The sequence below is a fragment of the Pseudomonas sp. LBUM1651 genome, from assembly GCF_059716135.1.
On sequence record NZ_CP166805.1, the window covers coordinates 176,555 to 194,241 of the forward strand.

At 59.0% G+C, this 17,687-nt stretch carries 19 protein-coding genes; 16 read left to right on the forward strand and 3 right to left on the reverse strand.

The features are described from left to right. The first annotated feature begins 43 nt into the window (after nucleotides 1-43). From ACA066_RS00865 to ACA066_RS00880, 4 genes are all read left to right on the forward strand, one after another. Nucleotides 44-1,057 (forward strand): sulfate ABC transporter substrate-binding protein, encoded by a 1,014-nt coding sequence (locus ACA066_RS00865; RefSeq protein ID WP_253434687.1) that lies wholly within the window; start codon nucleotides 44-46, stop codon nucleotides 1,055-1,057. Between the two features lie 70 nt (nucleotides 1,058-1,127). Further along, complete coding sequence (gene cysT / locus ACA066_RS00870) at nucleotides 1,128-1,946, forward strand: sulfate ABC transporter permease subunit CysT (protein WP_030131597.1); 819 nt, start codon at nucleotides 1,128-1,130, stop codon at nucleotides 1,944-1,946. A 13-nt stretch (nucleotides 1,947-1,959) separates the two neighbouring features. After that, entirely contained in the window at nucleotides 1,960-2,832 is an 873-nt protein-coding gene (cysW, locus tag ACA066_RS00875) for a sulfate ABC transporter permease subunit CysW (protein ID WP_214380132.1), read from the forward strand. A 3-nt stretch (nucleotides 2,833-2,835) separates the two neighbouring features. After that, nucleotides 2,836-3,825, forward strand: coding sequence for a sulfate/molybdate ABC transporter ATP-binding protein (locus tag ACA066_RS00880; RefSeq protein ID WP_214380133.1), 990 nt, complete (start codon nucleotides 2,836-2,838; stop codon nucleotides 3,823-3,825). Between the two features lie 69 nt (nucleotides 3,826-3,894). Here the strand turns inward: ACA066_RS00880 and ACA066_RS00885 are convergent, their stop codons facing one another. Next, nucleotides 3,895-4,413, reverse strand: coding sequence for an Mpo1 family 2-hydroxy fatty acid dioxygenase (locus ACA066_RS00885; protein ID WP_497697752.1), 519 nt, complete (start codon nucleotides 4,411-4,413; stop codon nucleotides 3,895-3,897). Between the two features lie 84 nt (nucleotides 4,414-4,497). Between ACA066_RS00885 and ACA066_RS00890 the strand changes: the two genes are divergently transcribed. From ACA066_RS00890 to ACA066_RS00905, 4 genes are all read left to right on the forward strand, one after another. Further along, nucleotides 4,498-5,184: a Crp/Fnr family transcriptional regulator gene (locus tag ACA066_RS00890; RefSeq protein WP_497697753.1), complete on the forward strand. Its 687-nt coding sequence runs from the start codon at nucleotides 4,498-4,500 to the stop codon at nucleotides 5,182-5,184. A 70-nt stretch (nucleotides 5,185-5,254) separates the two neighbouring features. Continuing rightward, complete coding sequence (locus tag ACA066_RS00895) at nucleotides 5,255-5,620, forward strand: response regulator (RefSeq protein WP_497697754.1); 366 nt, start codon at nucleotides 5,255-5,257, stop codon at nucleotides 5,618-5,620. Nucleotides 5,621-5,731: 111 nt separating this feature from the next. After that, nucleotides 5,732-5,980, forward strand: coding sequence for a helix-turn-helix domain-containing protein (locus ACA066_RS00900; protein WP_497697755.1), 249 nt, complete (start codon nucleotides 5,732-5,734; stop codon nucleotides 5,978-5,980). Next, complete coding sequence (locus tag ACA066_RS00905) at nucleotides 5,973-7,205, forward strand: type II toxin-antitoxin system HipA family toxin (protein WP_497697756.1); 1,233 nt, start codon at nucleotides 5,973-5,975, stop codon at nucleotides 7,203-7,205. Before ACA066_RS00900 ends, ACA066_RS00905 begins: the two co-directional genes overlap by 8 nt. On the opposite strand, the gene ACA066_RS00910 is transcribed toward ACA066_RS00905, so the two are convergent. Then, the gene (locus tag ACA066_RS00910) at nucleotides 7,206-8,210 is read right to left on the reverse strand and encodes an AraC family transcriptional regulator (RefSeq protein WP_497697757.1); all 1,005 of its coding nucleotides are present in this window, start codon (nucleotides 8,208-8,210) and stop codon (nucleotides 7,206-7,208) included. Nucleotides 8,211-8,310: 100 nt separating this feature from the next. On the opposite strand from ACA066_RS00910, the gene ACA066_RS00915 reads away from it, so the two are divergent. The 8 genes from ACA066_RS00915 (at nucleotide 8,311) to ACA066_RS00950 (ending at nucleotide 16,101) form a co-directional block, all read left to right on the forward strand. Then, on the forward strand, nucleotides 8,311-9,384 hold the full coding sequence (locus ACA066_RS00915; protein ID WP_497697758.1) for a fatty acid desaturase: 1,074 nt from the start codon (nucleotides 8,311-8,313) through the stop codon (nucleotides 9,382-9,384). 436 nt (nucleotides 9,385-9,820) lie between these two features. Beyond that, on the forward strand, nucleotides 9,821-10,402 hold the full coding sequence (locus ACA066_RS00920) for an alpha/beta hydrolase (RefSeq protein ID WP_497697759.1): 582 nt from the start codon (nucleotides 9,821-9,823) through the stop codon (nucleotides 10,400-10,402). A gap of 59 nt (nucleotides 10,403-10,461) precedes the next feature. Further along, on the forward strand, nucleotides 10,462-11,391 hold the full coding sequence (locus ACA066_RS00925) for a sigma 54-interacting transcriptional regulator (protein WP_497697760.1): 930 nt from the start codon (nucleotides 10,462-10,464) through the stop codon (nucleotides 11,389-11,391). 301 nt (nucleotides 11,392-11,692) lie between these two features. Then, a complete protein-coding gene (locus ACA066_RS00930) occupies nucleotides 11,693-12,475 on the forward strand; it encodes a MetQ/NlpA family ABC transporter substrate-binding protein (protein WP_497697761.1) in 783 nt (260 codons plus the stop codon). A gap of 663 nt (nucleotides 12,476-13,138) precedes the next feature. After that, entirely contained in the window at nucleotides 13,139-13,804 is a 666-nt protein-coding gene (locus ACA066_RS00935) for an amino acid ABC transporter permease (RefSeq protein WP_497697762.1), read from the forward strand. Next, entirely contained in the window at nucleotides 13,785-14,444 is a 660-nt protein-coding gene (locus ACA066_RS00940) for an amino acid ABC transporter permease (RefSeq protein WP_223415282.1), read from the forward strand. The genes ACA066_RS00935 and ACA066_RS00940 overlap by 20 nt, the downstream gene beginning before the upstream one ends. Then, nucleotides 14,441-15,223 (forward strand): amino acid ABC transporter ATP-binding protein, encoded by a 783-nt coding sequence (locus ACA066_RS00945; RefSeq protein WP_497697763.1) that lies wholly within the window; start codon nucleotides 14,441-14,443, stop codon nucleotides 15,221-15,223. Before ACA066_RS00940 ends, ACA066_RS00945 begins: the two co-directional genes overlap by 4 nt. Beyond that, nucleotides 15,220-16,101 (forward strand): transporter substrate-binding domain-containing protein, encoded by an 882-nt coding sequence (locus ACA066_RS00950; protein WP_497697764.1) that lies wholly within the window; start codon nucleotides 15,220-15,222, stop codon nucleotides 16,099-16,101. The genes ACA066_RS00945 and ACA066_RS00950 overlap by 4 nt, the downstream gene beginning before the upstream one ends. A gap of 134 nt (nucleotides 16,102-16,235) precedes the next feature. Here ACA066_RS00950 and ACA066_RS00955 read toward each other — a convergent pair whose 3' ends face one another. Further along, nucleotides 16,236-17,432, reverse strand: coding sequence for an AAA family ATPase (locus tag ACA066_RS00955; protein WP_497697765.1), 1,197 nt, complete (start codon nucleotides 17,430-17,432; stop codon nucleotides 16,236-16,238). Between the last annotated feature and the right edge of the window lie 255 nt (nucleotides 17,433-17,687).

Here is a 17,687-nt window from a genome sequence, read left to right on the forward strand (position 1 = left end):
CATAAAAAAAGCCAACACACCAAGAATTCCAGGAGCTTTCACCATGTCGTCGATTCGTCATTTCGCTTTGGCCGCCCTGGCCAGTGCCCTTTTTGCGGGTTCCGCGGTTGCAAAGGATTACGAGCTGCTCAATGTGTCGTACGACCCGACTCGCGAGCTGTATCAGGATTACAACGCTGAGTTCGTGAAGTTCTGGCAGAAAGATCACGCTGGCGACAACGTGAAGATCCAGCAATCCCACGGTGGTTCGGGCAAGCAGGGCCGTGCGGTGATCGACGGTCTGCGCGCCGACGTGGTAACCCTGGCCCTGGCCGGTGACATCGACGAAATCGCCAAGCTCGGTAAAACCCTGCCGGCGGACTGGCAGAAGCGTCTGCCGGAAGCGAGCACGCCGTACACCTCGACCATCGTGTTCCTGGTGCGCAAGGGCAACCCTAAAGGCATCAAGGACTGGGGCGACCTGGTCAAGAACGACGTGTCGGTCATCACCCCCAACCCGAAAACCTCCGGCGGTGCACGCTGGAACTTCCTCGCGGCCTGGGCCTATGGCCTGAAAGCCAACGGCGGCGACGAGGCCAAAGCCAAAGAATACGTACAAACCCTGTTCAAGCACGTGCCAGTGCTGGACACCGGTGCTCGCGGTTCGACCATCACCTTCGTCAACAACGGTCAGGGTGACGTGTTGCTGGCCTGGGAAAACGAAGCCTTCCTGGCCCTGAAAGAAGACGGCGGCGCCGACAAGTTCGAAATCGTCGTGCCTTCGCTGTCGATCCTCGCTGAGCCGCCAGTCGCCGTCGTCGACAAAAACGCCGAGAAGAAAGGCAACGAACAGATCGCCGAAGCGTACCTCAAGCACCTGTACAGCCCGGCCGGCCAGGAAATCGCGGCGAAAAACTTCTATCGTCCACGTGACAAGGATGTCGCCGCGAAGTACGCCCAGCAGTTCCCGAAACTGGACCTGGTGACCATCGACAAGGACTTCGGCGGCTGGAAAACCGCGCAGCCGAAATTCTTCAATGACGGTGGCGTGTTCGACCAGATCTACTCGGCGCAGTAATCTGCTGTAGGTCATAAACGAGCCCCGATTTAACCGTCGGGGCTTTGCGCGTTCTCAACCAAGGACTTTTATGTCGCGTCGTATCTCCCCCGTCATACCCGGCTTCGGGCTGACGCTGGGCTACACCTTGGTGTACCTCAGCCTGATTGTGCTCATTCCACTGGCGGCGATGTTCGTGCATGCCGCCCAACTCACCTGGGATCAGTTCTGGGCGATCATCTCGGCGCCTCGCGTGCTGGCGGCGTTGAAGCTGAGCTTCGGCACCGCGCTCTATGCCGCGATCATCAACGGCATCATCGGCACGCTGCTGGCCTGGGTGCTGGTGCGCTACACCTTCCCGGGTCGCAAAATCATCGATGCGATGATCGATCTGCCCTTCGCATTGCCCACGGCCGTGGCCGGTATCGCGCTGACCGCGTTGTACACCCCGACCGGGCTGGTGGGTCAGTTCGCGGCGGATCTTGGCTTCAAGATCGCGTATACCCCCCTCGGCATCACGCTGGCGCTGACTTTTGTAACGCTTCCATTCGTAGTACGTACGGTACAGCCAGTATTGGCCGATATCCCCCGTGAAGTGGAAGAGGCGGCGGCGTGCCTTGGTGCAAAACCGTTGCAGGTTTTCCGCCATATTCTGGTGCCCGCGCTGCTGCCCGCCTGGTTGACCGGTTTCGCGCTGGCCTTTGCCCGCGGGGTCGGCGAGTACGGCTCGGTGATTTTCATCGCCGGCAACATGCCGATGAAAACCGAGATCCTGCCGCTGCTGATCATGGTCAAACTCGACCAATACGATTACACCGGCGCTACCTCCATTGGTGTACTGATGCTGGTGGTTTCCTTCGTCCTGTTGCTGCTGATCAACTTGCTGCAACGCCGCATCGAAACCCCATAAGGAGGCGCGAACCATGTCCCAATCGTCTATTGCGGCCGCCTCTTCGGCCAACGCTGCCCGCCGTGGCAGTGCCACGTCGCGGCGAATCCTGATCGGCCTGTGCTGGCTGGTCTTCATCCTGTTTTTGGTGTTGCCGTTGTTTATCGTCGTGTCCCAGGGTCTGAAAAACGGCTTGGGCGCGTTCTTCACCGCGATCTTCGAACCGGACGCCTTGTCCGCATTGAAGCTCACGGTGATCGCCGTGCTGATTTCGGTGCCGCTGAACCTGGTGTTCGGTGTCAGCGCCGCGTGGTGCGTGAGCAAGTACTCGTTCCGTGGCAAGAGCATGCTGGTGACCCTGATCGACCTGCCGTTTTCGGTGTCGCCGGTGATCGCCGGTCTGGTCTACGTGCTGATGTTCGGCGCCCAGGGTTTGTTCGGCCCGTGGTTGCAGGATCACGACATTCAGATCGTCTTCGCCCTGCCGGGCATCGTGCTGGCGACGATTTTCGTCACCGTGCCATTCGTGGCGCGCGAGCTGATCCCGTTGATGCAGGAGCAGGGCACTCAGGAAGAAGAGGCCGCGCGTCTGCTCGGCGCCAATGGCTGGCAGATGTTCTGGCACGTCACCGTTCCCAATATCAAATGGGGCCTGATCTACGGCGTGGTGCTGTGCACGGCGCGGGCGATGGGTGAGTTCGGTGCGGTGTCGGTGGTTTCCGGGCACATTCGCGGGGTGACCAACACCTTGCCGCTGCACGTCGAGATTCTCTACAACGAATACAACCACGTGGCCGCGTTCGCCGTGGCGAGCCTGTTGCTGATCCTGGCGCTCTTCATCCTGCTGCTCAAGCAGTGGAGCGAAAACCGTATTAACCGCCTGCGCGCCAGCGCCGCGGAGGAATAATTCATGTCGATCGAAGTGCGTAACGTCAGCAAGAATTTCAATGCGTTCAAGGCGCTCAATGACATCAGCCTGGACATTCAGAGCGGCGAACTCGTGGCGCTGCTCGGCCCGTCGGGTTGCGGCAAGACCACGCTGCTGCGGATCATCGCCGGTCTGGAAACTCCGGATAAGGGCAGCATCGTGTTCCACGGTGAAGACGTTTCCGGCCATGACGTGCGTGATCGCAACGTCGGTTTCGTGTTCCAGCACTATGCGTTGTTCCGCCACATGACGGTGTTCGACAACGTCGCGTTCGGCCTGCGCATGAAACCGAAAAACCAGCGCCCGAGCGAAAGCCAGATCGCGGTGAAAGTCCATGAGTTGCTGAACATGGTGCAACTGGACTGGTTGTCGGATCGCTACCCGGAGCAACTCTCCGGTGGTCAACGTCAGCGTATCGCGTTGGCCCGTGCCCTGGCGGTAGAACCGAAAGTCCTGCTGCTCGACGAACCTTTCGGCGCACTCGACGCCAAGGTCCGTAAAGAGCTGCGTCGCTGGCTGGCGCGGTTGCACGAAGATATCAACCTGACTTCCGTGTTCGTGACCCACGACCAGGAAGAGGCGATGGAAGTCGCCGATCGCATCGTGGTGATGAACAAGGGCGTGATCGAGCAGATCGGTTCACCGGGCGACGTTTACGAAAACCCGGCCAGCGATTTCGTTTATCACTTCCTCGGCGATTCGAACCGTCTGCATTTGGGCGAGGACAATCACGTGCTGTTCCGTCCGCACGAAGTGTCGCTGTCGCGGCATGAACTGGACGACCACCACGCGGCCGAGGTGCGCGATATTCGTCCGCTGGGCGCGACGACCCGGGTGACGTTGAAGGTCGAAGGCCAGAGCGAACTGATCGAAGCTGAAGTGGTGAAGGATCACGACAGCCTGATCGGGTTGGCGAAGGGCGAAACCTTGTTCTTCAAGCCGAAGGTCTGGCAGAAAGTCGCCAACATCTAAAGCAAAAGCTTCGCGGGCAAGCCTCGCTCCTACGGATCACCTAGACCTGTAGGAGCGAGGCAAAGCGATCTACGCAGCGGCGCGATTCGGATTGACCCGAACACCCCCAACCCGCGCCTCGATCTGCTCTTTCAAATCCCGCCGCATCCCCAGCAAAAACGCCAGCTCAACCACCACAAACAACGGCCCGACAATCAGCCCCGTCACATCATCGACAAACGCCGGCTTGCGTCCTTCATAGTGATGCCCGACAAACTGAATCGCCCAGCCGATCACAAACATCCCGATTCCGCTTGCCAGCCACACCAGCGTGCTTTGCTGTGCCAGCACTTGACCCGCCCAAATGCACAGACCGAGCAACACCGTCATCAATACCCCGAGGCGCAATTCCAGGCGCAGGTAGAACCAGGCCGAGGCCAGCGCCACCAGCACCGCCGGCGAAAGCCAGCCTGCGGCCCATTGCGGACGGGACAGCAACACCGCCACCGCCACGACAATCAGCGGAATGCCGATAAAGTGGCTGGCAATATTGCGCGGGTCACGGTGGTAAGCGGCGTATTGACTGAGATGGTCAACGAGGCTTTTCATTGTTATTCCTCCTGTAGGGTGATTGATCATGCCCCGGGTTCACCTCTCGCTCTGTCAGCCAGGCGACAATCTCCAGGAGTTTTGATGGACATGCAGGTTTGGCGTACGCGTCTGATGACGGGGCAATGGTTCAGCCATTTACCTGCACCCTTACAGAATAGTCTGCTGGCCGCGGCCAAGGTGCGGCGCCTGTCATCGGGGCAGCGGCTGTTCAAACGCGGTGATCCGCCGTGCGGCCTGTACGCCGTGATCGAAGGTGCGGTGCGCATTGGCGCAGTGAGCGAGCAGGGCAAGGAGGCGCTGCTGAGCCTGGTGGAATCGCCGCACTGGTTCGGTGAAATCTGTCTGTTCGACGGTCAGCCGCGCACCCACGATGCGTTCGGTCTGGGTCAGTGCATCCTGTTGCACATCCCGCAAACGGCGTTGTTGGCCATGCTGGATGAGCAACCGGTGTACTGGCGGCAACTGGCATTGCTGATGAGTCAGAAGCTGCGCCTGACCTTCATCAATCTCGAACAGCTGAGCCTGATGCCGGCGCCGGCACGGTTGGCGCATCGCTTGCTGATGATCGCCAAGGGTTACGGCGAAATCGACCCGCCGCGACGGGTGTTGCAACTGCCGCAGGAACAACTGGCTTCAATGTTGTCGCTGTCACGCCAGACCACCAATCAGCTCCTAAAGGATTTGCAGGGTCAGGGGATTCTGAATCTGAAGTACGGCGAGATCGAAATTCTGGATGCCGAGCGGTTGCGGGCGTTGGCGATTTTTTGAAATACGGCGTTATTGGTGGGCTTTGTACGCGAACGCGCCTAGCCTGTGATGACGATAATCGAGGTGTGCCATGCGTGTGCTGTTAGTGGAAGACGAACCGGAGACCGCCAAACTCCTGGCCAAGGGCCTGAGCGAGGCGAGTTACACGGTGGATGTGGCGCTCAACGGTATGGACGGCCGCCGCTTCATTGAGTCCGGCGAATATGAACTGATCATTCTTGACGTCATGCTGCCGGGGTTGAACGGCTGGCAGTTGCAGCAACAGATCCGCAAGCTCGGTGAGACGCCAGTGCTGTTCCTCACCACCAAGGATGGTATCGAGGATCGCTTGCGCGGGTTGGAGTTGCATGAGGACGATTATTTGCTCAAGCCGTTTGCCGTGAGCGAGCTGGTGGCGCGGGTGCGCAAGTTGTTGCGGCGGGATCGGGGGCGCTGAGAACTGGAGTCTGGTTAAAAAATGAACTGGACTTCGTGTTAAACCTGCACTAAATACAATGCATAACTACATTCTTATGAATTTTGCACGGTATACGATGCAGGTGGCTCAATGGAAAACCTTGGTGAACTGATCCGCTTGCTACGCAAAGAGCACAAGCTTTCTCAGCAGGCACTGGCAAAACAGTACGGTATGAGCCGCTCCACCATTTCAGGTATCGAGAACAATACCCTCTCCGAAATCGGTCTGCGTAAGGTCGAGGCGATCCTGAATGGCTTCGGTTATGAACTCACCGCCGTGCCCCGTCAGTCGAAGCGCCCGACTCTCGACTCTCTGAAAAAGGTCAATTTCCATGGGTGAACCTCAGGAAAAGGACCGGCTGAACATCCGCGTCTCTGCAAGCGCAGTCGGCACGCTCGGCCGTGGTCAGTCCCGCAGCGATTCAGTCTTTACGTACACCGCAGACGCACCTGAAGAAAGCGCCGTTTCGCTGACGATGCCGGTGCGCCTGGAAAGCTACACGTGGGAGCGAGGTGTACCGCCAATTTTTGAAATGAACCTGCCGGAGGGTTCTCTGCGCGATGAATTGGTTCGTCGTTTCAGCAAAGCGGTTCGGGGGTTCGATGACTTTGCGATGCTGGCGATCGTTGGCCCGTACCAGCTTGGACGAGTAGGCATTGCAAATGCGCAAGATGCGAGCGACCGGCCACCTGAAACCAGCCTGGCCGACCTTCTTGTTCATGACGGTGCACAAGGTCTTTTCGAGGATCTGTTGCATACCTATGGCCAATATTCGGGAGTTTCCGGCGTGCAGCCCAAGGTACTGGTCCGTGACAGTGCGACAACCATCGACCGGCTGACCCACCGAGGCGCAACGCATCTGGTCAAGTCCTTTCGCCCGGAGGAATACCCCGAACTCGCGGCCAACGAGTATTTTTGCATGCGGGCTGCACTGCATTCGGGCCTTGAGGTGCCGAAGTTTGAACTCAGCGAGCACGGCAAATTTCTGGTCGTCGAACGCTTCGATCTGAATGAAAAAGGGTATTTGGGGTTCGAAGATTTTTGCGTGCTCAATGCGTGGCCGTCGAAAGCCAAATACGATGGCTCATATGAAGGTGCCGCAAGGCAGATCAAAGAGTTTGTTTCTCCGCCGTTGCTTAATCAGGCGCTGGAGTCGTTTTTTAGAATTGTTGCGTTGTCGTCCGCTCTCAAGAACGGTGATGCTCACCTCAAGAATTTCGGTGTGCTCTACGAACACTGCGGGGTTGATGCGCCAATCAGGCTGGCTCCGACGTACGACATCGTCACGACTTCGGTTTACATCAAGTCGGACAGCATGGCGTTGCTGTTAGGCGGATCAAAAGCATGGCCGAAGTACAAAATGCTGATGCGTTTTGGTCGTTCGGCCTGCAATTTGACCGAGGGACGCTGCAATGAACTGCTGCAGCAAGTCGCCCATGGGGTGGATGTAGCGATGGTGGAGATGGCTGATTACATCAAGGCAAACGGCGTTTTTACCGAGATCGGTAACGCGATGATGGAGCAGTGGGAATCAGGTGTTGCCCGCAGTTTGACCAAAAGCTGATCACCGCAACCCATCCCGAAACTGCCCCGGCGTCATCCCCGTCCAGCGCTTGAACGCGCGGCTGAAGCTGCTCGTATCGGCAAACCCCAACAAATAACTGATCTCGCTCAACGAGCATTGCGGGTCGCGCAGGTGCAGCAATGCCAGGTTTTCGCGGCTTTCATTGAGCAGCGTATCGAACCGGCAACCCTCATCCGCCAGATGCCGTTGCAGGCTGCGCAAACTCAGGTGCAGGGCCTGGGCGATGTGCTCGGCGCTGGGTTCGCCTTCGGGCAATTGCTCTTCGATGGCGTCGCGAACCTTGCGTTCCCAGGTCAGGGGCTTGAGTTGCGCCAGCGTGCGTTTGAGCACGGTTTCGTTGTGTTCCGCCAGTTCCGGATTGGCGTCGTCCAGGTGACTGTCGAAATCCATCAGGGAAAACTCCAGCCGGTCTTCGTCGGCCGAAAAGTACACCGGGGCGCGGAAGACTTTGTGCCATTGATGCGCGTCGGCCGGTTCCGGACGGCGCAGGTATACCGCCAGTGGCGCATAGTCGCGGCCAAGTCGATTGCGGCAGGTGCGCACGTAAATGGCGGCGAAGGCGTCGATGGCTTCGAACGCCGGCGCCGGGTTGCCTGGCGGGATTTTCAGGCGGAAGTGGTAGCGATCTTCGGCGCGGCTCAATTCAAGCTCCAGGGCATCGCTGACCACCTGGTGATACCGCACGATGCGCTCGAACACTTCCCGCAAACTGCCGCTGGCCACCAGGGCATAACCGAGCGCGTGAAACGTGGTCGGGCTGACGAACCGCGACACGCGCAAGCCGATCGCCGGATCGCCACTGACCTGCACGGCGATTTCCCACAGGCGCGTGGTGCCGGACAACGGGTAACGGGCGTTCGGGTCGTCCATCAATTGCGGGTCTAGCCCCGCCTGGTGACACAGGGCGGTGCTGTCGAGGCCCAGCGCATCGAGTTGCTTGCGCAGGGCGCGGGTCCAGCTGGCGAGGGAGGTCGGTTCAGTCATGCTGATTGGCGCTTCCGGTCAACAGGTTGGCGTCCACGGCTACCGCGTTGTGAGGGTTCACAAGGCAGGATGCGAACATCAATAACCAGAGGATGGAAGCATGGAAGGTACTTCTGCAAGTCCCCAGCGACTGAATGCAGCCCAGCGATCTGCGCATATTCGCGAAGTGGTGCTGGCCAGAGGGGTCGAACTGCGCAAACGTTACCCGATTCTCAACCATCAGGACGCCTTGGGTGCGGGCATTCTGGCCTTCGCCCTGGCCGGAATGGTCGGCTCTGCGGCGCTCTACCTCACCGGGCATATGGCCTGGTGGGTGTGCCTGCTGCTCAACGCGTTCTTTGCCTCATTGACCCACGAGTTGGAACACGACCTGATTCATAGCATGTACTTTCGTAAACAGCGGGTGCCGCACAACCTGATGATGGGCCTGGTCTGGCTGGCGCGGCCGAGCACGATCAACCCGTGGATTCGTCGGCATCTGCACCTCAACCACCACAAGGTCTCCGGCACGGAAACCGACATGGAAGAACGGGCGATCACCAACGGCGAGCCCTGGGGTTTTGCACGGCTGTTGATGGTCGGCGACAACGTGATGTCGGCGTTCATCCGCATGCTGCGGGCCCAGACGTGGGAGCACAAGTTCAGCATCATCAAGCGCGCATTGAAGGTTTATGCGCCACTCGCGCTGGTGCATTGGGGCGCGTGGTACGTGTTCCTCGGCTTCCACGCCGCCAACGGCATTGCGCATCTACTGGGGGCACCGATCGAATGGTCGGCGACCACGCTCTCGGTGATGCAGGTGATCGACATCGCGGTGGTGGTGATCATCGGCCCGAACGTGTTGCGCACGTTCTGCCTGCACTTTGTCAGCTCCAACATGCACTACTACGGTGATGTGGAGCCGGGCAACGTCATGCAACAGACGCAAGTGTTGAACGCATGGTGGCTGTGGCCGTTGCAGGCGTTCTGCTTCAACTTCGGCAGCACTCACGGCATTCATCACTTTGTGGTGAAGGAGCCGTTCTACATCCGCCAGATGACGGCATCGGTGGCGCATAAGGTGATGTGCGAGATGGGCGTGCGCTTCAATGATATCGGTACGTTTGCGCGGGCAAACCGCTTTGTTCGCAAGGAAACCGTCGAGCCGCAGGAAGTGCATACGGCTCGGGCTTGATTGATACATCCGGAAACTCAAACGCTGGTCATCAATTTGACCCAAAGGGACGCTAAGTTATGACCTATGGAGTGATTGGCATATGCGATTAAGGCCTAACAAAGTAATTAAATATTCCTTTATTAGATAACCGTTTCCGCCAATCATCTCGCTACAGATTTTGAGTTTCCGGGGCCGTCTCCTTGGCAGGGTGCGGCCCCTTTTTTATTCCTCAGGAAAAACACAAATCCCTTGTGGGAGCTAGCCTGCTAGCGAATGCGGCGGATCAGACGGCATTGATGCTGACTGACAGTCCGCTTTCGCTAGCAGGCTAGCTCCCACAGGAAAGCAAGATATATTCGATATTGATCTTAATAAATAGCTTCTTATTCCTTAACGAATATAACTCTCCTCCCTATACTCGACCGGGAACAGACACGCAGCAGGAGAGTTCCCCATGCGCAACGAATCAATTCGCTACCTGATTGTGCCGGGCTGGCAAGGATCGCCAGAAGATCATTGGCAAAGCCACTGGCAGAACAGCCTGCCGAACAGCGCGCGGGTGGAGCAGGCCGACTGGCTGACACCACGTCGTGAAGACTGGGTCGCGGCGCTGGCCGAGGCGATTGCCGCCGACAGCACGCCGGTGATTTTGATTGCCCACAGCCTGGGTTGCATCACGGTCGCGCATTGGGCGGCCACTGCACCGCTGAATTTTTTGCGTCAGGTGCGCGGCGCCCTGCTGGTCGCGCCGGCGGACGTCGAGCGCCCGGCCTGCGCGCCGGCGTTGCGCAACTTCGCACCGATTCCGACCCACCTTTTGCCGTTTCCGAGCCAGGTCGTCAGCTCCGACAACGACAATGCCGTCAGCGCACCGCGTGCCCTGGAACTGGCGCGTAACTGGGGCGCCGAGGCGGGGATTCTGTCGTGTGCCGGGCACATCAACGTGAAGTCCGGTCACCAGCGTTGGGAGCAGGGTTTTGCTTACCTGTATCGCCTGCAAAACCGCATGGAACACCACGCCCTGCGCCGCGCTTGAGCATTTTCTTTTTTTAAAAACGGCCCCCGCCTCCCGGCGGTTTTGGCCGGGAGCCTGCCATGAGTTTTGAAGCCTTCGGTCAGCCGCTGCTGACCTTTCCCGACGCAGAAAAAAGTCCACTGAGCATCCGCGCCAAGGCGCTGGTGTTCGTTGATCCGCGCTCGCGTCAATTGCGCGAGGAGCTGGAGCAACTGGCGCCGCGTTCGATTTCCGTATTGATCCGTGGTGAAACCGGTAGCGGTAAAGAGCTGTTGGCGCGGCACATCCATCGCGCCAGTGATCGCGGTGGGTTATTCGTCTCGGTCAATTGCGGCGCGATCAGCCCGACCTACGCCGACGCCGAATTGTTCGGCTATGCGGCCGGCAGTTACAGCGGCTCGGCAAGCAGTCGCGCCGGTTGGTTCGGTTCGGCCAATGGCGGCACGCTGTATCTGGACGAGATCGGCGACTTGCCGCTGCCGATCCAGATCAAGTTGCTCGCCGCATTGGAAAACCATGAAGTCACCCGTGTCGGTGCGCCTCAACCGAGCCCGGTGGACGTGCGTCTCGTGGCCGCCACCAGCATTGATCTGGCGCAAGCCGTGGCTGCCGGTAAATTCCATGAGCGGCTTTATCACTACCTCAGTGAAGGTCAGCTCGAACTGCCGGCGCTGCGCGAGCGGGTCGGCGACATTCTGTCGTTGTCCGAATATTTCCTCGGTATCTACAGTCAGCGCCTGGACTTGCCGGTGCCGCTGATCAGCGAAGCCGCCCAGCAGTTGCTGGAACAGCACAGCTGGCCGGGCAATACCCGGGAGCTGGAAAACGTCATTCACTTTGCGTTGCTGGTCAGTACGGGTGACGAGATTTTGCCCGAGCACCTGAACCTGCCCGAGGTGCCTGCGCCGTTGACGCAGATTGAGCAACACCTCAAGCACATCCTCGCCAGAGGCACCGCCACCGAGCAGGCAGCCCTGAAGCAACTCCTGAATCAAACCGGACTCCTGTAGGAGCGAGCTTGCTCGCGATGGACGTCAACGATAACGCGGGCATGCTGAAAGCACGCGGTGTGCTTGCGTTCATCGCGAGCAAGCTCGCTCCTACAGTTGAATGCGGCGAGTGCGGTGAATGCGGTGAATGTGCGAGCTAGAGCTGTATGAACAAAATGGAATATGAAAGTGAATAAAAGATATTGTTCGGGAATAAAAAATCCCGGTATTGTCCGCCTCACGCCAGCGATAGCACTTCACTGGCACTCGTACTAAACAAGCCGTCGTCGATGACGACCGTGATTTTCGATAAGGACACTGCATGAAAAAGGTTCTGTTGTTCACCGCATTGGCGGCAGCCCTGACCGCGGGCCTGGCCCAGGCTGGCGAGAAACTGGTGGTCGCGGCGACCCCGGTCCCACACGCCGAGATTCTGGAACTGATCAAGCCAACCCTCGCCAAAGAAGGCGTGGACCTGGAAATCAAAGTCTTCACCGACTACGTTCAGCCGAACGTGCAAGTTGACCAGAAGCGTCTGGACGCCAACTACTTCCAGACCCTGCCGTACCTGAAAAACTTCAACGAAGGTAAAGGCACCAACCTGGTGACCGTGATCGGCGTTCACGTTGAACCGTTCGGTGGCTACTCGAAGAAGTACAAAAAACTGGCTGATCTGCCAAACGGCGCGACCATCGCTCTGCCGAACGAAGGCAGCAACAGCGGCCGTGCCCTGCTCCTGCTGCAGAAGGCTGGCCTGATCGAGTTGAAAGACCCGAAAAACGCCCTGGCTACCCCGAAAGACATCGCCAAGAACCCGCACAACTTCAAGTTCAAGGAACTGGAATCGGCCATGCTGCCGCGCGTTCTGGACCAGGTTGACCTGGACCTGATCAACACCAACTACGCGCTGGAAGCCGGTCTGAACCCGGCCAAAGACGCGCTGTTGATCGAAGGTGCGGATTCGCCTTACGTTAACTTCCTGGTGGCTCGTCCGGACAACAAGGACAGCGTAGCCATCCAGAAACTGGCCAAGGCATTGACCAGCCCTGAAGTGAAAGCCTTCATCGCCAAGAAGTACAGTGGCGCGGTACTGCCGGCGTTCTGATTCGACGCAGCATCGAACCCCTTCAGGTTTCAAACGCCGACGGCTGATACAGCGTCGGCGTTTTTTATTGGGCGTGCGATATACCTGTGGCGAGGGAGCTTTTGTGGCGAGGGGGTTTATCGGAACGACGCACCGCCCCGTTCGGCTGCGAAGCAGTCGCAGACCAGCCAACACAATATGCCTGACGAAACGCGGTGACAGGTTTTGGGGCCGCTTCGCAGCCCAACGGGGGCAAGCCCCCTCGCCACAAAAGCACCAGCCACAGGAACCTGTTCACCCCACGAGCGCTCAGGCCACCCTCGCCTTCAACGCCCTGCGCAACGCCACCAGCCACTTCAAAAGGTCCTGCGGATTCAATCGTTGCGGTACTTTTACGTCAGCCATGTTCTCTTCCTTGTGATGGTTCGGCCAGGAGTCTGGCCAAAAGCTGTGCGTCCTTGGAGGGCTATTTCAAAAAAAAGATCCTTCCTACAGCGAAAAGGAAAATAGTCGTCTTCCTCCTTCGCAGCAAATCCGCAGGATAGTTTTTTGCGTGATATCAATATGCTTTAACGGTATTTAAATTCTTCTTTTTATACCTTTAAAGTTGGTTCCTGCCGGGTGGTTATCCACCGCCCATGGACCGCACCACCGTCGCTTACCGAGCGGCGTCCAGGATGTTCAATGAACTTCGATTACGCTTTTATCCTCAGCACCCTGCCGGCGTTTCTCAAGGCCGTGGGCGTGACGCTGCAGGTCGGCTTCATCGCCATTGGTACGTCGTTGCTGGTGGCGCTGCTCAACGCGACGATCCTGGTGTTCCGCACGCCGTACCTGCAACGCCTGGTCGGGCTGTACGTGGAGCTGGCGCGCAACACGCCGCTGCTTATCCAGCTGTTCTTCGTTTATTTCGCATTGCCGGCGCTGGGCATCAAGGTCTCGGGTTTTGCGGCAGCGATCATCACCATGACGTTCCTGGGTGGTGCCTACCTCACAGAAGTGTTGCGAGCCGGTGTGGACGCAGTACCTCAGGCGCAGCTGGAATCCGGCCGCTCCATCGGTTTGTCCCACGGGCAATTGCTGCGCTACGTGATCCTGCCGCAAGCCGGCATCCTCAGCCTGCCGTCGCTGTTCGCCAACTTCATTTTCCTGCTGAAAGAGACCACCGTGGTCTCGGCCGTGGCGGTGCCGGAGATTCTCTACACCACCAAAAGCTACATCGCGCTCTACTACAAAACCTACGAAATGCTCGCCGTGCTGACGCTGATTTGCGTGTTGCTGTTTTTACCGCTGTCGCTGCTGCTCAGCCGACTGGAAAGGAGGCTCCAGCATGGCCAGTTCGGGTCTTGAGTTGTTGTGGGTGTCGTTGCCGCAACTGGGCAAGGGCGCTGCGCAAACCCTGTCGATTTCTTTCCTGAGCATCGCCATCAGCACCGTCGGCGGTGTGCTTTACGGCGTATTGCGTACGCTGAATTCGAAGTGGCTGAATGCGATTTTGCGGGTGTATCTGGAGCTGTTCCGGGCGATCCCGGTGCTGGTCTGGTTGTACTTGCTGTTCTTCGGTTTGCCGATCTTCTTCGGTTTGAGCATTCCGAGCTTCTGGTGCGCGGTGCTGGTGCTGTCGCTGTGGGGCGCCAGCGAGGTCGGCGAAGTGGTGCGCGGCGCGTTGCATTCGTTGCCCCGCGGTCAGCGTGAGGCGGGGTTGTCGATTGGCCTGAACGGCCCGCAACTCTACGGCTACGTGCTCCTGCCCCAGGCGCTGAAACGCATGACCCCGCCGACCATCAACGTCTACACGCGCATCATCAAGACCAGCTCACTGGCGGTGCTGATCGGTGTGGTGGACGTGATCAAGGTCGGTCAGCAGATCATCGAACGCACCTACGAATCCGTGCTGATCTACGGCGCGCTGTTCCTGTTTTTCTTTTTCATCTGCTACCCGCTCTCGGCCGCCTCGCGCGTGCTGGAGCGGCGCTGGACGCAAGCATGAGCGCATTGATCGAGTTCGAAGGTTTCAACAAGTTTTTCGGCGAACAGCAGGTGCTGAACGGTATCGACCTGCAAGTGAAGTCCGGCGAAGTGATCGTCATCCTCGGCCCCAGCGGCTGCGGCAAAAGCACGTTGCTGCGTTGCCTCAACGGGCTGGAAGTTGCCCACGGCGGCAGCCTGAAACTGGCCGGCCGCGAGCTGCTGGACAAGGGCACCGACTGGCGCGAAGTGCGGCAGCAGATCGGCATGGTGTTCCAGAGTTATCACCTGTTCCCGCACATGAGCGTGCTCGACAACCTGCTGCTCGGCCCGGTCAAGGCGCAGAAACGCGAACGCCGCGAAGCCCGGGCCCAAGCCGAGGCTTTGCTGGAACGCGTGGGCCTTTCGGACAAGCGCGATGCCTTTCCGCGCCAGCTCTCCGGCGGCCAGCAGCAACGCATCGCCATCGTCCGTTCGCTGTGCATGAACCCCAAGGTCATGTTGTTCGATGAAGTCACCGCCGCCCTCGACCCGGAAATGGTCAAGGAAGTGCTGGAAGTCATCCAGGGCCTGGCCCGCGAAGGGATGACGCTGCTGATCGTCACTCACGAAATGGCGTTTGCCCGCGCCGTGGCTGACCGAATCGTGTTCATGGATGCCGGACGAATCCTTGAACAAAACCCTCCCGAGATTTTCTTTACGAACCCGCAAACCGCACGAGCGCAGCAGTTCCTGGAGAAGTTCTCCTACGTCGCCGCACTACCCAAAACGACTCAAACAAAGGAACTGGAACTGCCATGAAAACTGCCAAGTCTTCTCTGCTGCTACTCCCGCTGCTCGGCCTCGCGTTGCTGGCCGGCTGCAACAAAACCGAAGAACCAGCGAAGCCGAAAGTCGCGAGCGAAAGCACCGCGCCCGCCAGCTACCTGGACAAAATCAAGGCGCGGGACAAGTTGATCGTCGGCGTCTTCACCGACAAGCCACCGTTTGGTTTCGTAAATGAAGCCGGGCGTTACGTCGGTTTCGATACCGACATCGGCCGCCAATTCGCCAAGGACCTGCTGGGCGATGAAAACAAGGTCGAGTTCGTTGCCGTGGAGCCGGCGAGCCGGATTCCGTTTCTGCAAAGTGACAAGGTCGACCTGATCCTGGCCAACATGACCGTGACCCCGGAGCGCAAGGAAGCGGTGGAATTCACCAACCCGAACCTGAAAGTCGCGGTGCAGGCGCTGGTGCCCCAGGCCAGCGACGTGAAAAACCTCGATGACCTGGCGACCCGCACCACCATCGTCACCACCGGCACTACGGCGGACATCTGGCTGACTAAAAACCATCCGGACTGGAAACTTCTCAAGTTCGAGAAAAACTCCGAGTCCCTGCAAGCGTTGGCCAATGGACGTGGCGATGCGTACGCGCAAGACAATCTGGTGCTGTTCAGCTGGGCCAAGCAGAACCCCGGCTATCGCGTGCTGAGCCAGACGCTGGGCGCCGAAGCGCCGATTGCGCCGGCGGTGAAGAAGGGCAATATCGAACTGCGTGACTGGGTGAACGCCGAGTTGGCGAAGCTGGGTGAAGAGAAGTATTTGCTCAAGCTGTACGACCAGTACGTGCGCAAGGAATTGAGCGATGACACCAAGCCTGAGAGCGTGATTGTCGAGGGGGGGAAGTGGCAGGGGTGATTCTTTAGCCTTTGCGGCGGTCTCACCGCCGCCATCGCGAGCAGGCTCGCTCCCACAGTTGACCGAGTTGTCCCGGCGGACGCGGTCCAATGTGGGAGCGAGCCTGCTCGCGATGGCGGTTTATCAAGCGCTGACTAATCCGGCCAGTACCACGCCGGCTCGTCCAGCATCCGCTGCCCGACAATCCCGGTCTGCCCGAGATTTTTCTCCAGCACAATGCAGTTGCATTCCGGGTCTTCCTGCAACGCCGAGATCAACCGCCGCGCATGGGACACCACCCACACCTGACACTGCTCCGACGCCCGGATAATCAAGCGCGCCAACGCCGGCAGCAGGTCCGGATGCAGGCTGGTTTCCGGTTCGTTCAACACCATCAACGTCGGCGGACGCGGCGTCAACAGCGCTGCCACCAACAGCAAATACCGTAACGTCCCGTCGGATAACTCCGCCGCCGATAACGGTCGCAACAACCCTTCCTGATAAAACTCGATGGCGAACCGGCCGCCGGCCAGCGGCTCGATATGCAGCCGTGCACCGGGAAACGCATCGCTGATGGCGTTGCGCAAAGCTTCGGGGTCGCCAATTTCGATAATGGTCTGCAACGCCGCCGCCAGATCCCTGCCGTCGTGGTGCAGCACCGGGGTGCGGGTGCCCAGTTGTGGCTGACGCACCGGTGCGTCGGCGTCGCTGCGAAAGTGATCGTAGAAGCGCCAGCGGCGGATGAACTCACGCATCTCCAGAACCTCCGGCGAGGTACGCAGACTGCCGACCTGATCGAACAGGCTATCGAAAGTCGGCGTGTGGTGAGCCAGCACGTCCCAGCTGCGGTTGGCTCGGGTGCGGATCATCGGGCCGTCGCGATCCACCAGCAGGCTCGCTGGACGATAGAACGCCCCGGCCCACAGGCATTCGCGCTTGATTTGCGGGTCGAGGCTGAACCGTGACGGAATGGGTGAACTGTGCCCGGGTAACATGAAATGACCGTTGGATTCGGGGAGCCCCAGGCTGATCGAGTAACCGAAATCTTCGCCGGCAAACCCCAGGCGCAGGCGTTTGACGCCGTGACGCACGGTCGCCTCGATCGGCACTTCACCGTTACGCATGCGCCGGGTGATGTTTTCCGGTCCGGCCCAGAACGTTGAATCCAGCCCACCCTCGCGGGCCAATGCATTGACCACGCCGCCCTGGGCGGTTTCCGCCAGCAGGCGTAACGCGCGGTAGAGGTTGGATTTGCCGCTGCCGTTCGGCCCGGTGATCAGGTTCAAACGACCCAGCGGGATCACCAGTTTATTGATCGAGCGGTAATTGGCCACCGCGAGGGTTTTGAGCATGGGAAGCTTCCTGCTGCATGGTCCGCCAGTTTGCCCTATTGTCGAAAACACTGTGCCCCCTGTGGCGAGCGAGCTTGCTCGCGCTGGGCTGCGAAGCAGACCCAAAGCATTCCATGAGGTGTGTCAGGCAAAACGCGATTGCAGGGTTTGCGAGCGCTACGCACTCGAGCGGGAGCGAGCTCCCTCGCCACAGGGCTCGTCGTAATCCTGTGCACCTGTTGAACCCTGTTCTAAGCTCACAGTCGTATCGCCATT